Annotated in this window: 15 protein-coding genes; 6 read left to right on the forward strand and 9 right to left on the reverse strand. The window is 60.2% G+C overall.

Features of this window, described 5'->3' with window-relative positions; translation table 11 throughout:
• Positions 1–3: 3 nt before the first annotated feature.
• From G6L97_RS16695 to G6L97_RS16705, 3 genes are all read left to right on the forward strand, one after another.
• On the forward strand, positions 4–1,059 hold the full coding sequence (locus G6L97_RS16695; RefSeq protein WP_003511118.1) for an aldo/keto reductase: 1,056 nt from the start codon (positions 4–6) through the stop codon (positions 1,057–1,059).
• A 69-nt stretch (positions 1,060–1,128) separates the two neighbouring features.
• Positions 1,129–2,367 (forward strand): acyl-CoA dehydrogenase family protein, encoded by a 1,239-nt coding sequence (locus G6L97_RS16700; protein WP_019564762.1) that lies wholly within the window; start codon positions 1,129–1,131, stop codon positions 2,365–2,367.
• A gap of 19 nt (positions 2,368–2,386) precedes the next feature.
• A complete protein-coding gene (locus G6L97_RS16705) occupies positions 2,387–3,358 on the forward strand; it encodes a LysR substrate-binding domain-containing protein (protein ID WP_065704272.1) in 972 nt (323 codons plus the stop codon).
• 16 nt (positions 3,359–3,374) lie between these two features.
• Here the strand turns inward: G6L97_RS16705 and G6L97_RS16710 are convergent, their stop codons facing one another.
• From G6L97_RS16710 to G6L97_RS16745, 8 genes are all read right to left on the reverse strand, one after another.
• A complete protein-coding gene (locus G6L97_RS16710) occupies positions 3,375–4,727 on the reverse strand; it encodes an LLM class flavin-dependent oxidoreductase (RefSeq protein ID WP_003511124.1) in 1,353 nt (450 codons plus the stop codon).
• Between the two features lie 55 nt (positions 4,728–4,782).
• Positions 4,783–6,378, reverse strand: coding sequence for an ABC transporter substrate-binding protein (locus G6L97_RS16715; RefSeq protein ID WP_065704274.1), 1,596 nt, complete (start codon positions 6,376–6,378; stop codon positions 4,783–4,785).
• Between the two features lie 41 nt (positions 6,379–6,419).
• Complete coding sequence (locus tag G6L97_RS16720; RefSeq protein WP_026330699.1) at positions 6,420–6,758, reverse strand: DUF3088 domain-containing protein; 339 nt, start codon at positions 6,756–6,758, stop codon at positions 6,420–6,422.
• 296 nt (positions 6,759–7,054) lie between these two features.
• Positions 7,055–8,644, reverse strand: coding sequence for an ABC transporter substrate-binding protein (locus G6L97_RS16725; protein ID WP_065704276.1), 1,590 nt, complete (start codon positions 8,642–8,644; stop codon positions 7,055–7,057).
• A gap of 34 nt (positions 8,645–8,678) precedes the next feature.
• Positions 8,679–9,878 (reverse strand): M20 aminoacylase family protein, encoded by a 1,200-nt coding sequence (locus G6L97_RS16730; RefSeq protein ID WP_065704278.1) that lies wholly within the window; start codon positions 9,876–9,878, stop codon positions 8,679–8,681.
• 93 nt (positions 9,879–9,971) lie between these two features.
• A complete protein-coding gene (locus G6L97_RS16735; RefSeq protein WP_112401904.1) occupies positions 9,972–11,141 on the reverse strand; it encodes an LLM class flavin-dependent oxidoreductase in 1,170 nt (389 codons plus the stop codon).
• Complete coding sequence (locus G6L97_RS16740) at positions 11,132–12,028, reverse strand: NmrA family NAD(P)-binding protein (protein ID WP_065704284.1); 897 nt, start codon at positions 12,026–12,028, stop codon at positions 11,132–11,134. The genes G6L97_RS16735 and G6L97_RS16740 overlap by 10 nt, the downstream gene beginning before the upstream one ends.
• Positions 12,029–12,035: 7 nt before the next feature.
• Positions 12,036–13,091 carry an ABC transporter substrate-binding protein gene (locus G6L97_RS16745; protein WP_065704287.1) on the reverse strand — a complete coding sequence of 352 codons (1,056 nt, stop codon included), beginning with the start codon at positions 13,089–13,091 and terminating at the stop codon, positions 12,036–12,038.
• Between the two features lie 359 nt (positions 13,092–13,450).
• Between G6L97_RS16745 and G6L97_RS16750 the strand changes: the two genes are divergently transcribed.
• Positions 13,451–14,758 carry an NtaA/DmoA family FMN-dependent monooxygenase gene (locus tag G6L97_RS16750; protein ID WP_065704290.1) on the forward strand — a complete coding sequence of 436 codons (1,308 nt, stop codon included), beginning with the start codon at positions 13,451–13,453 and terminating at the stop codon, positions 14,756–14,758.
• Positions 14,759–14,819: 61 nt separating this feature from the next.
• Here G6L97_RS16750 and G6L97_RS16755 read toward each other — a convergent pair whose 3' ends face one another.
• Positions 14,820–15,848: an LLM class flavin-dependent oxidoreductase gene (locus tag G6L97_RS16755; RefSeq protein ID WP_065704527.1), complete on the reverse strand. Its 1,029-nt coding sequence runs from the start codon at positions 15,846–15,848 to the stop codon at positions 14,820–14,822.
• 385 nt (positions 15,849–16,233) lie between these two features.
• Here G6L97_RS16755 and G6L97_RS16760 point away from each other — a divergent pair, with 385 nt between their 5' ends.
• Together G6L97_RS16760 and G6L97_RS16765 are read left to right on the forward strand one after the other, a co-directional pair.
• On the forward strand, positions 16,234–17,382 hold the full coding sequence (locus G6L97_RS16760) for a mandelate racemase family protein (RefSeq protein WP_003511150.1): 1,149 nt from the start codon (positions 16,234–16,236) through the stop codon (positions 17,380–17,382).
• Positions 17,383–17,386: 4 nt separating this feature from the next.
• A complete protein-coding gene (locus G6L97_RS16765) occupies positions 17,387–18,016 on the forward strand; it encodes an SGNH/GDSL hydrolase family protein (RefSeq protein ID WP_065704292.1) in 630 nt (209 codons plus the stop codon).
• The last annotated feature ends 51 nt before the right edge of the window (positions 18,017–18,067 follow it).

An 18,067-nucleotide genomic window follows, 5' to 3' on the forward strand; every position in this document is an offset into this window, starting at 1 on the left:
ATAATGGTCGACTATCGCTATCTCGGACGCAGCGCGCTGAAAGTTTCACCGCTGAGCCTCGGCACGATGATGTTCGGAGGCCCGACGCCGGATGACGTGGCCTTCCGCATCATCGACAAGGCACGCGAGCAGGGCATCAACTTCATCGACACTGCCGATGTCTATCACGACGGCAAGTCGGAAGAAGTCGTTGGTCGCGGTATCAAGGCCAGTCGCGATCACTGGGTTCTGGCAACGAAATTCGTCAATTCCCACACCAAGGGTCCGAACCTTGGCGGCCATTCGCGCAAATGGGTGATCGAGACCGTCGAGAATTCGCTTCGCCGTCTCAACACCGACTACATCGATATCCTCTATTTCCACCGCGCCGTCTTCGACGCGCCGCTGGAAGAGCCGGTACGCGCCATTGCCGATCTCATCCGTGCGGGCAAGCTGCGCTATTTCGGCGTTTCCAACTTCCGGGGCTGGCGCATCGCCGAAATTTCGCATTTGGCCGATCAGCTCGGCATCGACCGGCCTATCGCCAGCCAGCCGCTCTACAACATCGTCAACCGCACGGCCGAAGCCGAGCAGCTGCCTGCGGCACATAATTACGGGCTGGGCGTCGTTTCCTATTCGCCGCTGGCACGTGGCGTGCTGACCGGCAAATATCAGCCGGGTGAGCAGCCGGGCGCAGATACCCGTGTCGGCCGTGGCGACAAGCGGGTTCTGGAAACCGAATGGCGCCCCGAGTCGGTCGAAATCGCCCAGAAGGTTGCGGCGCACGCCGCATCAAAGGGTGTTTCGGCAGCGGATTTTGCGCTCGCCTGGGTGCTGAACAACAAGTTCGTCACCGCCGCGATCACCGGCCCGCGCACTGAAGACCATTGGGACGGTTACGTCCGCGCCCTCGATGTGAAGATCGATGCGGAAGACGAGGCGCTGGTCGACAGCCTTGTGACGACAGGCCATCCCTCGACACCCGGCTTCAACGATCCGAGCCATCCCGTCGAAGGCCGCGTGCCGCGCAATATCGAACCGGCTCCCCGCCCGGTCGTCAAGCCGCGCGCGGTCGCCTGATCGTCCAGAAGAAAATGCCTGCGGCGCGACCGTGCCGCAGGTCATCACATCCGCTCAGGGAAATCCGCAATGTCCAATCCTAAAATACAGACCGCAACCACCGATAATTCCAGCGTGCCGAGCCGAGACGACATTCTGGCCCGCGCCAGGGACATTGCGGCTGTTGCCGCCAAGGATGCCGCTCGCCGTGAGCGTCAGCGGGAACTTCCCTTCGAAATCTTCGGCCTGATCAAAGAAGCCAGGATCGGCACGCTGCGCATCCCCGAGGCCAAAGGCGGGCCGGGAGGCTCGATTGCGGACTATATAGAAGTCCTGATGATCCTCGGGGAAGCCGACAGCAATATTCCGCACGCACTCCGCAGCCATTTCAATTTCACAGAAAACCTCGCTCTCACACCGATCGAGCTCGAGGATCGGCGGCACCTCGAAAATGTCCTCACCGGCAAGCTCTTTGCGGGCGCCAGCACGGAACAGGGCACCAAACGTCCCGGCGAAATCACCACGCGCCTCAGCGCCGATGGCGACCGTTATCGTCTGAACGGCCGCAAATGGTATGCGACCGGCACCGCCTTCGCAGATTTCGGCACCTTTAGCGCTGTCGGCGACGACGAACAGCCGATCGGCGTCCTCATTCCGCTTGATCGGCCCGGGATCACCATCCTCGACGACTGGGACAGCATGGGCCAGCGCATGACGGCAAGCGGCGGCGTTTTGCTTGAAAATGTCGAGGTGCTCCCGCATGAACTGACGACCCGCAAGCTCGGCAGCCAGATCGGGCGCCACAGCTCGGCCATGCGACAATTGCACCTCGCTGCCTCTGCCGCCGGTGCCGTTCAGGGTGCACTCAACGATGGCATCGACTATGTTCTGCGCCAGGCGCGCACCACGCTCCACAGCAGCGCCGAAACCGCCAATCAGGACCCCTTTGTGCAGAAGATGCTCGGCGAGATCAGCGCCGGTGCCTTCGCCGTCAAGACGCTGATCCGCGAGGCGGCAAGAACGCTCGACAGGACCGCCGCCGCCTTTTCCAGCGGCGACGAAGAGGCGATAGAAGCGGCTTTGCTGGAAGGTTCTCTCGCCACCGCCCGTACCCAGATCATCGCATCGCAGCTTTCACTAACGGTCGCCACCAACCTTTACGAACTCGGCGGCGGATCGGCGACGTCCAGCGAGCGGAATTTCGACCGCCACTGGCGCAACATCCGCACGGTCTACAACCACAATCCGCTTGCCCACAAGGCGCGTGTCATCGGCGACTATTATCTCAACGGCACCACGACGCACCTCAGGGAAGGCCGGGTATTCTAGCGATAAAGGGAAAACGGCCATGAGAACGGAATTCATCCCTCCTTCGGTCGCAAGAGCGGCTTTCCGGTTGCCGACGCTTTCCCGGCTGCCGCCGCTGACGGCCCTGCGCGCATTTGTCGTGGCCGCGCGTCACGCCAGCTTCTCGCGGGCGGCGGAAGAACTGCATGTCTCGACTGCCGCAATCGGCCAGCAGGTGCGCATTCTGGAAACCCATCTCGGGCAAACACTCTTCAGCCGCCAGCGCGGCGAGCTGGTGCTGACCGAGGCCGGCAGCACGCTTTACCCCGGCCTTGCGGACGCTTTCGAGACGATGATCGGCAGTCTTTCCGATCTCATGGCCTCCGGCGGCCGGCGGCAGGTGAGGGTTCTGGCGGAAGGCTGTTTTGCGGCCCGATGGCTGGCACCACGGTTGGGAACCATCGTTCCAGCCCTTGGAGACGTAGATATCTCGATTGAATCTCTCGAGGGCGACGCCATCGACCTCACGCATTTCGATGCCGATTGCGCGATCGTCGCCACCCACGGACAAATCCCCGGTTTCATTCACGAACCGCTTTTTGCCGACACCGTCAGTGCCGTCTGCACCCCGGATTTTGCCACCCGCTACCAGCTTGGTGGTGAACCCGAGCGGCTTCGGGATATCTCTTTTGCGATGTTGCGCGGCAACGGCACCGATGCTGCCTTCGAATGGGCAAACTGGCTGCGCGCCTGCCGCATTCCGCTTCGGCTTTCCGCAGCAGGACCGCGCTTTTCGCGTCAGACCGCGCTGATAGAGGCACTCTTGTCCAGCCACGGCATCGGCCTTGCGCGCCACTCGCTCATTTCCGAAGAGCTTCGAACCGGCCGTCTGATCGCACCTTTCGGTGTGCCTCAGCCGACCGCCAGCCGGTATCATCTTCTGACCAGTCCTGACAGGCGGCGGCTGCCGGAAATCGCATCTCTACTCGCCTTGTTGCGCGAGGATACACGCTCTCTCGAAGCCGCCGCCTGAACACGCCCGTCCCACATCAGGCGCGTTCCCTTTGCAACTCCCTGGTCGTATGGATGTTTTCCGGCCGGGGCAGGCCGTAATGATCACGCAGCGTGTCGCCCTCGTAGTCCTCGCGGAACAGCCCGCGCTGTTTGAGGATCGGCACGACCTCGTCCACGAAAATATCGAACCCGCCATTCAGCCATGGCGGCATGATGTTGAAGCCGTCGGCAGCACCTTCACGGAACCAGGTCTCTATCCAGTCTGCCACCTGTTCCGGGGTTCCCGAAATCACCTTGTGGCCGCGCCCGCCGGCAAGCCGGTGCAGCAATTGCCGGATCGTCGGATTTTCCCGGTCGATGACATCGAGAACCAGCTGATGCCGGCTGCTGTCCGCCTGCGCACGCGTCGCTTCCACCGCCTCCTTCGGCAACGGCTGATCGAGATCGGCCGATGAGAGATCAATGCCTGTAATGCGCTGCAACTGCCCAAGCGAAAAGGCCGGCTGGATGAGATCGTTGAAACTCGCCTCGAGCTTTCGCGCCTCCTCTTCGGTGGAGGCGATGAAGGGGCTGATCCCCGGCAGGATTTTCACATGGGCGGGATTGCGCCCCGTGGCCGCCACGCGCCTCTTTATGTCGGAATAAAAAGACCGCGCACTCTCCAGAGTTTGATGCGCGGTAAAGATTGCCTCGGCATAACGGGCAGCAAAGCCACGACCGTCCTCCGAAGAGCCGGCCTGCACATAGACCGGCCTGCCCTGCGGCGAGCGTGGCAGGTTGAGCGCGCCCCGCACCCGGTAGAACTCGCCCTCGTGATTGGCAGGATGGATGCGGTCGGTATCGGCGAAAAGACCGCTCTCCTTGTCGGCGACGATGGCATCGTCTTCCCAGCTGTCCCAGAGCTTCGTCACCACATCGACGAACTCAGTCGCCTGCCGGTAACGGTCGGCATGCGGCGGATGCTGCTGGAGATTGAAGTTTCCGGCCGCCGCATCGGCCGAGGTCGTCACGATGTTCCAGCCGACCCGGCCGCCGCTGATATGATCGACCGAGGCGAACAGCCGCGCTAGATTGTAAGGCTCGTAATAGGTGGTGGAGGCCGTCGCAATGAAGCCGATCTTTTCGGTGACGGCCGCCAAGGCCGCCAGCATGGTGATCGGTTCCAGCCGGTGCCGGGCGGCATAGCGGATATTGGCGTCCAGCACCGGCGCATCGGCAAAGAAAATGGCATCCAGCTTTGCCGCCTCGGCCTTGCGGGCGATATCCTGGTAGAGCCTTATATCCGTGACGCGCAGTGGCTCCGACTCGGGGTGGCGCCAGGCTGCTTCATGGTGCCCACCCGGATAGATGAACGCATTGAGGACCAGCTTCTCGGATTTTCTGCTCATGGCGATGAACCCTTTTCAACTTTGACGCGGCTTTAAACGAGAGGTGAGGATGCGCTTACGCCTCCTTCGTCACCCACGCTTTGGCGAGATTGCCGCTGAGCCCCTCCGCCCCTGTCGCGTAATCCTTGATGCGGACGCTGCCGACGACCGGCTGGATTGGCGAAACGAGATTGATGACGGGAAGATCCTTGGCGACGACGGCCTGAAACTCCTTGAAGAAGGCTGCGCGCTTTTCGATATCCGGCTCCACCGCGGCCGCTTCCAGCAGCCGGTCCACTTCCGGATTGGCGTAGTGGCTGGCGTTTGAGAACGGCAGGCCGATCTTGAAGTTCTTGCTCCAGTAGACACGCTGCACGCCGGCCGTCGGATCGAAGGTATTGGAGAGGGATTCGACTGAAAGGTCCCAGGCGCGATCGGTATAAACGACCTTCACATAGGTGCCGAAATCGAATTTCTGGATATCCGCCTCGATGCCGATCTTGGAAAGCGCCTGCGCTATGAAATCCGAATAGGTCTGCGGGTTGAACGGGTTGGTGGTGACCCTGAGCTTGAAGCGCTTGCCGCCATCCTTGCGCGGAAAGCCCGCCTCATCCAGCAGCTTTTCCGCCAGCGCGACGTCGAATTTGGCAAAACCGATATCCGGATTGTGGAACTTCGCAAGGCCGGGGCTGATCGGCGTGGGCGATGGCACGGCGTAACCGTAAAGCACGGTATCGATCAGCGCCGGAACGTCGATCGCGTGGGCAATAGCCTGCCTCACCTTCAATTCCTTGAGATATTCGTTCTCAAGGTTGATGACGAGCTGGTTCTGCTGGCCGGCATAGGCGTAGATGCGGTCATCCACCTTCAGCGTCGGGATGGATTTCAGTCGTTCCAGATCGGCAAGCGCCACCGGGTTCGGGCCAATGTCGCCCTCTCCGGTTTCCAGCGCCGCCGCGCGAGCGCCCGCATCATTGATGAGGCGAATGACGACGCGGTCGAGATAAGGACCTGACGCGTCCCAGTAGTCGGCATTCTTTTCCAGAAGAATATGGCTGCCCGGCACCCATTCCTTCAGGACGAAGGGGCCGCTGCCGATGATCTGGGCGGGTTTTGGATTGTCAGTCGGCTTGAAGGTCTCGAAGATGTGCTTTGGCACAACAGGCGATTCCGACGAGGCGAGCGCGGTTATCAATCCCGGCGCCGGCTTGGAAAGCTTCACCTTCGCGACCAGCGGATCGGAAGTATCGACGCTTTCAACATGCGAGAAAGTCGCCCGGCCGCGCGGATGGGCTTCCTTCAGCCGCAGGATCGAGAACTCCACATCCGCCGATGTCACCGGCTTGCCGTCATGGAACTTCGCATTCGGCTGCAGATGAAAGACATATTCCAGCCCGTCGGCGGAAACGCTCCATTCTTTGGCAAGGCTCGGCTTGGGCGAAAGTTCGTAATCGTACGTCAAAAGCCCGTCGTAAATCTTCGAGCCAATGAACTGCGGACCGCCCGCACTGGTATTGATTGCCACGAGCTGCGTCGGCTCGGGAAAATAGACGATCTTGAGCGTGCCGCCCGAAACCGGCTCTTCAGCAGCAGCGAAAGAACCACCTGGAAGCGCCACGAAAGCGCCGGCGGCGAGTGCAATTTTATGAAACTGGCGTCTGGAAAAGGTCATGTCTATCTCCGATAAAAATCCGATGTGCGGGGTGCGGCATCTCAGTGCAGTTGCGGGAACCCGTGACGCTCGGCGAGGATTTGCAAAATGCGTTTCGTGTCCTGAATGAAGTGCGTGTCGCCTTTGGTCGTCGCATCGGCTGGTGCATCGCCGGTAAAGACGAACAGCGGCAACGACTGGTTTTCCTCACCCACGACGGCGATGACCGCTTCGCGCGGACGCTGAAAACCGACCCGGTGGATATCGATCCCGGCGGCAAGGTCCGGAAAGGCGGCAAGCAGGCCTTCGATCTGGTTACAATGCGGGCAGACGAACCGGACACCGGGGTGCTTGGGGTCTTCAAAACCGGGGGCGATCAAAAAAAGCGTATCCTTGGCCATGGCATCCATCGTGTGCGGGTGAGATTTCATGGACACAGTGCAGGCAGAGAAATCAGAGGTCCAGAAAGCTATTCTTCCCGCAAAACGAAGAATTCCTTCGCCCTAAATTATTGAAGAAATTGATTTTTTTAGAGTTCCGATAATTGGCATCACCGTTCCTGCCGGCCTGTTCCAAAGGCAACGTTTTTCCCGAAAACGCCGTTATCCCGCGATAGTGAAAAAAGGCCGGAGGGCCGTTTTCAGCAATAAAAAACCCGGCAAAATTGCCGGGTTTTTTATTGCCATATGCAAAACGCTCACTCGTTCTTCCAGGCCGTCGACAGATCGCCATAGGCAATGTCGATGGTGGTGACGAGAGACTGCAGGCTGGTGTTGCGCAGAATGACGGTCGGCAGGGCGACGATAGAGAAATTCGGCAATTCGTCACCGGTGATTTTCTGGATATCGTGGAACTGCCCCGCCCGTTTCGTTTCATCCACTTCAATCGCAGCGGCGCGGAAAAGATCATCCACCCTGGGATTGTTGTAGTGGGCGGCATTGACGTATGGCGCGGGTTTCTTGATGCCATCGGACCAGTAGAGCCGCTGCACGCCCGCTGTCGGATCAAACAACCGGCTGATGCCGTTCACCGTCAGGTCAAAACCGCGCTCCGTATAGACGCGCTTGATGAAGGTCGCGAGATCGCCTTCGACGATATCCACCTTCACGCCGAGCTTGCCGAAGGACGAGCGTAGATATTCGGAGGTTTTGCGGAAAACGTCGGAGGGCAGGAAGGCCAGCCGCAGCGAAAAACGCGTGCCATCCGCACCCCTCGGATACCCCGCCTTGTCCAGCAGCTCATTCGCTTTGGCCAGATCGAAGGGATAGGTAAAGGGCTTCTCGTCATTATAGGCGGTGAATACCGCTGGAATGTTCGAACCGGCGGGTTTCGCCGTGCCGAAAAAGATCGCGTCGTTGATGAAATTGCGGTCGATGGCATGTGCCAGCGCGTGCCGCACCTCCTTTTTCGCGAGGATCGGGTTCTCCAGATTGAACTCGAATATGGCGGCGTTATTGAGATAGGAGTCGGTATAGACCTCCACCGAAAGCTTGGGATTCTGCCGCAAACGCTCCAGATCGCTGTAGGAGACATCGGCGGTATAATCCGCCTCGCCCGTTTCCACCGAGATGGTGGTGGAGGCCGCGTCAGCGACGAACCTCGCCACGAAGCCATCTAGATAGGGAAGATCGGCCTGCCAGTAGTTCGGGTTCTTCCTGAGCTTCACATAGCTGCCGCGTTTCCATTCCTCAAACACAAAGGGGCCAGTGCCAACGGGCGCGTTGCCGTTCGGACTCTCATTGTAGTTTTCCGAAGCATAGGCATGGGCCGGCAAAATGGGCGTTTCGCCACCAGTCAGCGCCCTCAGAAGATAAGGCGCAGGTTTGGAAAGCACCACTACCGCCGTCAGCGGATCGGGCGTTTCGATATCAGCAACATTGGCGAAAGTGATACGGCCGCGTGGGCCCACCTTCTTGAAGGCAAGCAGGGAAAATTTCACATCCTGTGCGGTGAAATCCTTGCCATCATGCCATTTGACGCCCTTGCGCAGCTTGAAGGTGTAGCGCAGCCCGTCGGTGGAGGTTTCCCAGCTTTCGGCGAGAACCGGATGCGGCTTGAACTCGCTGTCGAAGCGTACCAACCCTTCCAGGATCTTGCTGGAAATCGCGCGCGTTCGCGTATTGGAATCGGAAAGCGGCACAAGCGTCGTCGGCTCACCGAGACCCGCAAGGGTGACAATACCACCCTTTTTCGGCGTTTCTGCCGCCAGCACCGGCACGGATGGCAGCAGCATGGCCGCACCTAGCGCAGCACTCAAAAGCAATGTCTTACGTCTTGTAATATCCATGGATGTTTCCTCTTGCAGGCTTGTTTTCAAATTTTCAGGCAGGCTTCAGCCGGGTTTCGACCAGCCGGGCAAACAAGGTGGCGCCGACCGGCAGGATGGCATCGTCGACAATGAAACCGGGATTATGGGCTGGCACGGTGCCGGAATGACCGAGGGTGAAAAACGCACCGGACGCATGTTTCAGGAGGTCGGCGAAATCCTCGCTGCCCATGAAGCGGCTGGGCTCGGTGGAAACGCGCTCGTCTCCGAGAACTTCGCGCGCCACCCCGGCCACAATCTCCACCGATGCGTCATCATTGGTCAGAACCGAGAATATGTCGCGAATATCCACCTCGGCGGTGAGCCCGTAAGCGGCGGCAATGTGATCGGAAATCGTGCGGATTCGGCCCCTTATGGTCTCGCGCACGCTGTCGGAGAAGGCCCGCACCGTGCCTGCAATCGAGGCCGTTTCGGGGATGACGTTATAGGCAGATCCCGCCTCGATGCGGGTGATCGACAAGACGGCCGGATCGGTCGGCGGCACATTGCGGCTGACGATGGTCTGCAATGCCTGGATGAGTTCACCCGTCGCCGGCACCGGATCACGCGAGACATCCGGGTGAGCCGCATGCGCGCCCCTGCCCTTCAGCCGGATATCGAAGAAATCGGCGCCTGCCAGAATGGTGCCGGGCGAGACCTTCAGATGGTTGGGTGCTGCATGGGAGGAATTGTGCAACCCGTAAATTTCATCGACGGGGAAATCCTTGAACAACCCATCGGCGATCATGGCGCGTGCGCCACCCAGTCCTTCCTCGGCGGGCTGGAAAATGAAAATCACCGTGCCGGCAAAATCACGGGTTTCCGCCAGATAACGGGCGGTGCCAAGCAATATGGTGGTGTGCACATCATGCCCGCAGCCGTGGAACTTACCGGGATAGACCGATGCATAAGGCAGCCCTGTTTCTTCCGGCATCGGCAGGGCATCCATATCCGCCCTCAACCCGATTGAACGGTTGCCAGCATGACGGCCACGCAGCACGCCGACCACGCCGGTCTTGCCATAACCGCGATGCACCTCGATGCCCCAGGAGGTGAGCTTCTCGGCGACGATGCCGGAGGTGCGCACCTCTTCGAAACCGATTTCCGGATGCTGGTGCAGATCGTGGCGGATGGAGACGAGTTCGGGAACATAGGTCCCGATCCGGTCTATGACTTTCGGCGCGGGCGTTTTGACGGGATCGACGGCAATATTCACGGTATCTCCTCAGGGCAAAAAAGATCGTTCTCGCAATCTCTGTGATTGCGAAGTGCTAAGCTTCAGAACTGGAAATCTGAGGCGGGAGAGGCGTCAGAGCCTCAGGCCAGCCTCCTTCATCAAGGGCAGAATGCGCTCAGCGAAATATTCGAGATCTTCGCGGAAATCGTAGAAATTCAGCTGCACGCCATCGATGCCAGCCTTTTTCAAGCCGACAAGCTGCTCGACCACCTGCTCCGGCGAGCCGATGATTTCGATATTGCCGCCGAGATTGCGCCCCTGCTTTTGGCGTGCATCGCCGCGACCCCGCCAGGCATGGGCGTCGCTGTCGTAATTGTTGGTCGCAAAGGCACGGGTGCCGGGCTGCGGTTTTCCCGCCTCGATGGCGTCGGCATAGGCGATCGCTTGCCTCTCCGTATCGCGGCTGACGATGATCGGATTGATGAGCGTCTTCACATGACGGCCATAGGCCCTGGCGCGGTTCTTGATGGTGGCGATATGATCGGGAAGCGTTTCCAGCGCGCTATCGATATGCGCGCCGCCGGGCGAGGTAACGAAAACCAGATCGGAATGGCGGGCGGCGAAATCGATACCGGCCGGCGAGCCGGTCGCCGTCACCAGCGGCGGGCGGCCAAAGGCGGGCTTTGGCGTTATCCAGCCGTTGTTGATGGCCCAGGGGTTAAGCTTGCCCTCGTAGGAGAAGTTTTCGGTTTCTCCCCACAGGCGATGCAGCACATCGAACAACTCGCCCGCCATGTCGTAGCGCTTGTCATGGTCGATCCGCTGCCAGCCGAACATTTCATGCTCGATGGCGCGGTGGCCGGTGACGATGTTGATGCCCCATCGTCCCCTGGCGATATGATCCAGCGTTGCGCCATATTTCGCGATATGAAGCGGATGCAGGGGACCGTAAAGCACATGGATGGTGGAGATTAGAAGAATACTCTTCGTGACCGCCGCCATGGCGCCGAGTGCGATGAAACTGTCGAGCGAGGATTCTCCGTCATAACCGCCCTTGGGCAGCCATTGCGTGCGGCTGAACGCGATTTCGAAACCAAGCTCCTCCGCGCGCTTCACCAGCTCCGCATTGTAGTCGAAGGTCCAGCTATTGCTGGTTGGCAGGCTGGAGAAGTTGATGTCCTGCAGATTGAGGAACAGCCCCAGCATCAGTGGCTGCTTCACCGCGCGGCTGAGCGGGCTGTCTTCGAAATCAGTGGGGCTTTTCAGTTCGGGACCTTCAGCCAGTGAAACAGTCAGCGCCATGTCTTTTCTCCCTCGGAATGATTACTCTGCGGGGTGGTCGCTGCCAGCCGGGCGCGCAAATAGGCCTCCACGCTGCGGGGCTGCCGACCGGTAATCCGCTCGATGTTGTCGTTGACGGGGGCCGCGAGGCCCTCGCGGATGAGTTGGCCAAATTCACCAATCGCCGTCTGTTCGAACGCTCCGATATGCGGCGGAAAAACGGAAGCGGAATGATGCGATATCCCCACGGGGCGATGCAGGATACGGGCCGCGATGCGGGCGATTTCCAGTGCCGTCAAGGCTTCACCGCCGGTTAGCACCAAGGCGCCGGAAACAGACGTGCTCGCAGTCAAGGCGTGAACCGCCACATCGGCTATATCGTCGGCATCAATGAAGGAAACGGCCGCATCGCCGAAACGGGCGGGCACATCCTCCCCCTGGCGTAGTGCTGCGACGACGGGTTCCAGCGCCACCTGCATCCAGGCATTCGGCCGCAGCACCGTATGCGCAATGCCGCTCCCGGCCAGATGTTTTTCGACCTCGGCATGGGCGGCACCCGAGATGGAGCGTGCGGCATTGGCGATGGTCCAGTCGGAGCCGGATATTTTCACGATCCGCGATACGCTGGCGGAGAGAGCGGCATCGATGACCGCTTTCTGGTCCGCCGCCAGCGTTTCACCGATTGGGGAAAGCAGGAACACCGTGTCTGTTGCGCGTGAGGCCTCTTTCAGGCTGGCGGGATCGGAGAAATTACCCTCCGAAATATCCACCCTGTCGCCCCAAAGCTTGAGCGCGTCCTCACCCCGCCGGGTCAGCACCCTAACCTTCGCCTCTTTCTGCAAAAGGCGGCTGACGACGCGTTGGCCGAGCTTGCCGGTTGCACCCGTTACAAGAATGGTTGCTGTCATGACGCCCTCACTTCGCCGCAGCCTGTTGCAGTAAAGAAAGGGCGCGCGGATCGGCCCAGTCGTTCACATCGAAATCGTCAGGGATGAATTTCCATTCCAGCAGGAAATCCTTGAAGTGGCTGAGCGCATCCAGCTCCGCCGGATCGAGATCGAGCCTCAGGCTTCGGTACACATCCGCCCCGTTGGCGACGATAACCGCTTCCTCGCTGACGCCGATCTCGCGGGCGATGAAACGCACCGCTTCCGCCGGATTGTCATTCGCCCAGCCGGCAACCCGCTGTACCGTGGCCACGAGGTCGGCGACGAGATCGGGCCTTTCATCGGCAAAGGTGGCATCCACGGTCAAAGGACGTGGCGTGCCGTTATTGATGCGGATTTTCGGATCGGGGTGAAACCCGGTCGACACGACGACGTGCGCGCCAATGAGATTGGCGACGGTGACGCCCTCCGCTCCTTTGACAAAAAACGCATCGATCTTTCCGCGATGCAGTGCCGCGATCTCCTCCCCATAGGGCAGCCGTCGGTGCAGGCCATGGAACCTGTCGTCAGGCGGTCCGAGCAGCACCGGCTCGGTTGCGGTGAGATCGACCAGCTCGACCTCCGCCACGGAAAGGCCGGAAACGGTCAGTGCCGACACGATGCCCTTGAGCGATGTGGCGCGCTGGAAGTCGATGGTTTCGTTCGGTCGTTTCGGCAGCCCGATGCGCCGGCCCTTCAGCTCGCCGCCCTTTGTTATACCACTGGCTGGCAGCGCTATGACCGCCTGAAACTCGTCGGTCCTGGTCAACCCCACCAGACGCGTCTGGCGTCCGCCGGATTTTGCCCAGATAGGCGGAATATTGCCGCCCTGACGGAAGGACCAGTCCAGACGGTGATCGAAATGGCTCTGGCGAATGGCCGGATCCGCCGCATCGCGAATGGAGGACACAGTAATACCGTGGCCGGCGAAACTCTCCTCGATCCAGCCAAGCTGCACCGCGATGGAAAGCGGCGTCGGCGCCGGGCAGCGCGTGTACCAGACGGTTTCAGGGTGGGTTATCTGGCGAAGGGCCGCATCAGCCATGGCGTTCGTCCTCTCAATTGCGATCTCTACGACACGCTACACGCCATAAAATATTTTCTATAGATAAAGTGTACTATTTGAGAGGCCATTGAGGAAATTCGTTTCCATATCAGCATGGCTTCGTGCTTCCGGTAAAATATCCTTTCGGAAACGGCGTCATTCGCGAGCGATACTTCGGCTGAGAGCGGCACGCGATGTGAGCCTCTCCTTGGGAGCGTCGGCCATGGCTCGGAAGTTTTTCTTCTCCTGACAGCAAGGATTTTTAACTCGCGACCGGAACACCGGCTGTTACGCTTCCCCGCAATTGCGCCGGACCCGCAAGCCGGCAATCCAACAGACCTGAAAGAAAAAGTGGCAGCATGAGCACGAACAAACGCCGGCTCAATCTCAATGTCGGCATCAATACCACCGGATACCTCGCCAATGCCTGGAAATACAGAAGCGGAGACCGGCACGATATCAACGATATCGGCTATTACCGGCGACTGACGGAACTGGCTCACAAAGGCCGGTTCGACGCCGTTTTCCTTTCGGATCACCCGGCATTGCTGACCGACCCGACAAGCCGGCCATTTCACACCATCGATCCGCTCATCCTTTCCACATCGCTTGCCGCACAGGTGCCGGACATCGGGTTCGTGGCGACCGTGTCCTCCACCTATAACTCGCCCTATAATTTTGCGAGACGAACGCAATCCATCGATATCGTCACGGGCGGTCGGCTGATCGTGAACATCGTCTCCTCCTTCAATCCGAACGTCGCCGCCAATTTCGGCAACGACCCGCTGCCGCCGCGCAATGAGCGATATGCCAAGGCCACGGAATTTCTCGATGTCGCGAAAAAGCTCTGGTCGAGCTGGGATCCGCGCCGCGAAGGCGAGATATCGGAAGACCGCTTCTGGGATGCGGCGACGGCCGAGACCATCGATCACGAGGGGCAATATTTTCATGTCAAAGGCCCGCTCAACGTCCCTCGTGGACCGCAGGGGCACCCCGTCATCGCCCAGGCGGGCGCTTCCGAGGGCGGCATCGATCTGGCGGCACGTCATGGCGAGATTATCTATTGCAACATATTGTCCCGTCCCGCCGGCCAGGCCTTTGGCAAAAAGGTCCGTGACCGCGCAGTGTCTTTCGGCCGCGATCCCTCCGGCATCCGCATCGTTCCCGGCCTCGTCGTCATTCTCGGCGAGACGCGCGAGGAAGCGCTGCGCAAACACGAACTCTACAGCGGAACCGGCTCGGAAGACGGTCTTCTGGCACGCTTCGCCAAGGAAAACGGTATCGATCCCCGCGATTTCGATCCCGATGCGAAACTGGATGGCGAGCGCTTCATTCCCGACCAGAACCGGCAATGGGCTGTCGGCATGGGGCTTGGCCTTTCCGAACTGCTGACCCATGAAAAGCTCACCGCCCGCGAGGCCGTGCGGCGCTCGGAGGGGCATCACCGGCTGCTGCTCGGCACAGCGGAAGAGGTGGCGGACGGCATCATCGATCTCTGGCAGGACGGAACGGTTGACGGCTACACATTGCAGCCGCCCCGTGCCCCTGACGATATCGCCGAATTCGTCGAACAAGTCGTGCCGGTGCTGCAAGACCGCGGCGTTTATCCGCGCGAATACGAAGGCACGACCATACGCGAGAGATACGACCTGCCTCAACCAAACTGACGCTGTTCGCCTCGTTCGCCATTCCCACGCTCGGCGCAGGAATGGCGACGTTGTGAACGCACTATTGAGCTGTTGCCACTTTCAAAACCGGCCTTTCGCCGGAAAGCTGCGGCAGCACAGATGCGAAATCCGTCACGATCTGGCGATAATCTTCCGGCTGGAATTCATAGGGCAGTTCCAGACGGAATTCCGAGACAAACGGCAGAACGGGGTCGCGCGACAGCTTCTCCAGAATTTCATCCGTCGTCCCGACAATATCAGGCAGAAAAAGCGTGCGGCGCGCACCATGCGGCGTATGCGTGCGCTTGTCGCGCTCGGCCGCAAACTCCGCATAACGGCGGCGTGTCGAAGGGCTGGCACTGTCCGTCGGTAAAATCACGCGGCCAAGGGCGACGCGCGGCTGGCGCTCATGCGCCCATTCCTGCCGGAACCGGGCAACGAGGGCCGCCTGCGCCGTCAGAAAATCATCGGTATTTTCACCGCTGACGATATTGCCGGTCAGCAGATTGAATCCCGCCTTCCCCGCCCAGCGAGCGGAATTCTGCGATCCGCCGCCATACCACAGCCGGTCGGTCAACCCCTTGGCGAAGGGCCGAAGGCGCGGCACCTGCGCGCCCGCTGCATTGCCCGCCTCCGTTTCGCTGGACAGCGGTTCTGATCTCAAGGCCCTGGCGAGCTTCTCGGCGCGGGCATGGCTGTAATCCGCATCGGGCGCCGTATCGACATAATCCGAAATCAGATGGGCGAAGGGCGGCGCGCCGACAGAGACGCCGACATTCAACCGTCCGTGTGACAGCACATCCACGGTGGCGAGATCTTCCGCCAGCCTGAAAGGGTTTTCATAACCCAGTTGAATGACGGCGGTGCCGAGGCCAATCCGCTTGGTGCGCTGCGACGCCGCCGCGAGAAAGGTGGCGGCCGAGGACACGCCGCGTTCCAGATGGCGCTGGCGGACCCAGGCGCTATCATAACCCAGCGCCTCGCCGGCTTCGAAAAGCTGCAGAGTTTCCTCCAGCCCCTGCGCAGGATCATCATCGTGATAGTTGCCGGGAACCAGAAAAGCAAAATGCGAGATATGGGAAATAGGCATGGTGTGCATCCGGGAATGTTTGTTGAGGCATGATGAAGCTCAGACAGCGCAGGTGCGGCCATCATCCTGTACCGCGCATACCCAAGCAGAATGCACGATGACCGGCATCGCTGGCGCGGCATGGTCTTTTATAGTCCCGGCGATTTTTGAAAGATCGTTGCGCGATTCAGTAGTCTACTAAAATTATAGATTAATCCTCAAGGAGCGGTCGCTTTGTCCCCTCTCCATCCTTTTAAATACGCCGACGTATCGAGCGCCGCGCGAATGCCCTTGATTTTCCTCCCCAACATGTAATACAGATTATCATACATGTTGACAAATAATGCATACATGTATGACATTGCAGCCATCACGAACGCTGCGATACCTGCATGAGGGAGGAATTATGATCATCACCGACGTCGAGGTCCGTGTTTTCCGCACGACGACCCGTCGGCACTCGGACAGTGCCGGTCACGCACATCCGGGTCCGGCGCATCAGGTGGAACAGGCCATGCTGACCATCCGCACGGAAGACGGGCAAGAAGGCCATTCCTTCACAGCGCCGGAAATCGTTCGCCCGCATGTCATCGAAAAATTCGTCAAGAAGGTGCTGATCGGCGAGGATTATCGCGACCGGGAACGCCTTTGGCAGGACCTTGCTCACTGGCAACGCGGCTCGGCGGCGCAGCTGACGGACCGCACGCTGGCGGTGGTGGACTGCGCGCTCTGGGACCTTGCCGGTCGCAGCCTCGGACAACCTGTATACAAGTTGATCGGCGGTTATCGCGACAAGGTGCTCGCCTATGGCTCGATCATGTGCGGGGACGAGCTGGAAGGCGGCCTAGCAACGCCTGAAGACTACGGCCGGTTTGCCGAAACGCTGGTGAAGCGCGGTTACAAGGGCATCAAGCTTCACACCTGGATGCCGCCCGTCAGCTGGGCGCCGGATGTGAAGATGGACCTCAAGGCCTGCGCGGCCGTGCGCGAAGCGGTCGGGCCCGATATCCGCCTGATGATCGACGCCTTTCACTGGTATTCCCGCACCGATGCGCTGGCATTGGGACGTGGCCTTGAAAAGCTCGGCTTCGACTGGATCGAAGAGCCGATGGATGAGCAGTCGCTCTCCTCCTACAAGTGGCTCGCCGACAATCTCGATATTCCCGTCGTCGGCCCGGAAAGTGCTGCTGGCAAGCACTGGCACCGCGCAGAATGGATCAAGGCCGGCGCCTGCGATATTCTTCGCACCGGCGTCAACGACGTCGGCGGCATCACGCCGGCGCTCAAGACCATGCATCTGGCCGAAGCCTTCGGCATGGAATGCGAGGTGCATGGCAATACGGCCATGAACCTGCATGTGGTCGCCGCCACCAAGAATTGCCGCTGGTACGAGCGCGGCCTCCTGCATCCCTTCCTCGAATATGATGACGGCCACGACTATCTGAAGTCTTTGTCCGACCCAATGGACCGCGATGGGTTCGTTCACGTTCCCGACCGACCGGGCCTTGGCGAGGATATCGATTTCGATTTCATCGACAACAACCGGGTGAGATAAGGCTATGAAAACCGTGCTCGCCTTTGGAGACAGCCTCACCTGGGGCGCAGACCCGGCAACGGGTCTCCGCCACCGGCCTGAGCATCGCTGGCCGGAGGTGCTGGAGGCAAAGCTTTCCGGAATGGCGAAGGTTCATGCCGAAGGACTTGGCGGACGCACCACCTGTTATGACGACCATGCCGGCCCGGCCTGCCGCAATGGCGCACGGGCGCTTGAAGTCGCGCTTTCGTGCCACATGCCGCTTGATCTCGTCATCGTCATGCTCGGCACCAACGACATCAAGCCGGTGAATGGCGGTCGCGCGGAAGCCGCCGTTTCGGGCATGCGGCGGCTGGCGCAAATCGTCGAGACCTTCATCTACAAGCCGCGAGATGCAGTGCCTAAGCTTCTGATCGTCGCGCCACCGCCCTGCGTCGCGGGCCCCGCCGGAGAACCGGCGGGCGGCCGCGATATCGGACAATCACTACGGCTTGCGCCGCTCTATCACAAACTCGCCGCCGAACTTGGGCATCACTTCTTTGATGCCGGATCGGTCGCCAGCGCCTCGCCAGTGGATGGCGTGCATCTGGAAGCGCTGGCAACGGCCGCAATCGGCCGGGCGCTCGCCGCTCCGGTCAGAGACATTCTTGGCTGATCACACGAAGCCTGTGGAGGAACAGGCGCGCGGATCGAAACGTGGAAGGCC

Source organism: Agrobacterium tumefaciens (genome assembly GCF_013318015.2).
Lineage (GTDB): Bacteria > Pseudomonadota > Alphaproteobacteria > Rhizobiales > Rhizobiaceae > Agrobacterium > Agrobacterium tumefaciens.

Bases quoted from the DNA above. Each gene is read 5' to 3' on its own strand.
- G6L97_RS16695 (WP_003511118.1), top strand. From the start codon at position 4: ATGGTCGACTATCGCTATCTCGGACGCAGCGCGCTGAAAGTTTCACCG.
- G6L97_RS16700 (WP_019564762.1), top strand. From the start codon at position 1,129: ATGTCCAATCCTAAAATACAGACCGCAACCACCGATAATTCCAGCGTG.
- G6L97_RS16705 (WP_065704272.1), top strand. From the start codon at position 2,387: ATGAGAACGGAATTCATCCCTCCTTCGGTCGCAAGAGCGGCTTTCCGG.
- G6L97_RS16710 (WP_003511124.1), bottom strand. From the start codon at position 4,727: ATGAGCAGAAAATCCGAGAAGCTGGTCCTCAATGCGTTCATCTATCCG.
- G6L97_RS16715 (WP_065704274.1), bottom strand. From the start codon at position 6,378: ATGACCTTTTCCAGACGCCAGTTTCATAAAATTGCACTCGCCGCCGGC.
- G6L97_RS16720 (WP_026330699.1), bottom strand. From the start codon at position 6,758: ATGGCCAAGGATACGCTTTTTTTGATCGCCCCCGGTTTTGAAGACCCC.
- G6L97_RS16725 (WP_065704276.1), bottom strand. From the start codon at position 8,644: ATGGATATTACAAGACGTAAGACATTGCTTTTGAGTGCTGCGCTAGGT.
- G6L97_RS16735 (WP_112401904.1), bottom strand. From the start codon at position 11,141: ATGGCGCTGACTGTTTCACTGGCTGAAGGTCCCGAACTGAAAAGCCCC.
- G6L97_RS16740 (WP_065704284.1), bottom strand. From the start codon at position 12,028: ATGACAGCAACCATTCTTGTAACGGGTGCAACCGGCAAGCTCGGCCAA.
- G6L97_RS16745 (WP_065704287.1), bottom strand. From the start codon at position 13,091: ATGGCTGATGCGGCCCTTCGCCAGATAACCCACCCTGAAACCGTCTGG.
- G6L97_RS16750 (WP_065704290.1), top strand. From the start codon at position 13,451: ATGAGCACGAACAAACGCCGGCTCAATCTCAATGTCGGCATCAATACC.
- G6L97_RS16755 (WP_065704527.1), bottom strand. From the start codon at position 15,848: ATGCCTATTTCCCATATCTCGCATTTTGCTTTTCTGGTTCCCGGCAAC.
- G6L97_RS16760 (WP_003511150.1), top strand. From the start codon at position 16,234: ATGATCATCACCGACGTCGAGGTCCGTGTTTTCCGCACGACGACCCGT.
- G6L97_RS16765 (WP_065704292.1), top strand. From the start codon at position 17,387: ATGAAAACCGTGCTCGCCTTTGGAGACAGCCTCACCTGGGGCGCAGAC.